Source organism: Mameliella sp. CS4, assembly GCF_019392335.1.
Taxonomy (GTDB): Bacteria; Pseudomonadota; Alphaproteobacteria; order Rhodobacterales; family Rhodobacteraceae; genus Antarctobacter.
Genome location: NZ_JAHXRQ010000209.1, coordinates 1 through 257, shown reverse-complemented (window position 1 = coordinate 257; position 257 = coordinate 1). Strand labels below are relative to the sequence as shown.

Annotated in this window: 1 protein-coding gene; it reads left to right on the top strand. The window is 77.4% G+C overall.

Annotated elements, in window-relative coordinates:
• On the top strand, positions 1-257 hold a 257-nt coding region (locus KZZ07_RS27130; protein WP_219520103.1), incomplete at both ends, for a hypothetical protein.

The following is a 257-nucleotide window of genomic DNA, read 5'->3' as shown; positions in this document are numbered from 1 at the left end:
CGTCAGCTCACGCGCAGGCGCAGGCGCAGGCGAGCGCTGCCGATCCCGCGCACGGGCAAGCCGCCGAACCCGGGCGGAGCGCCGGGGCGCCCGGACATGGTCAGGACACCGGACCGCACGCGCAGGATGCCGGCGGTCCGGTCACGGCGAGCAACCCCGACCCGGCCACGCCGTCAGCTCACGCGCAGGCGCAGGCGCAGGCGAGCGCTGCCGATCCCGCGCACGGACAAGCCGCCGAACCGGGACGAAGCGCCGAG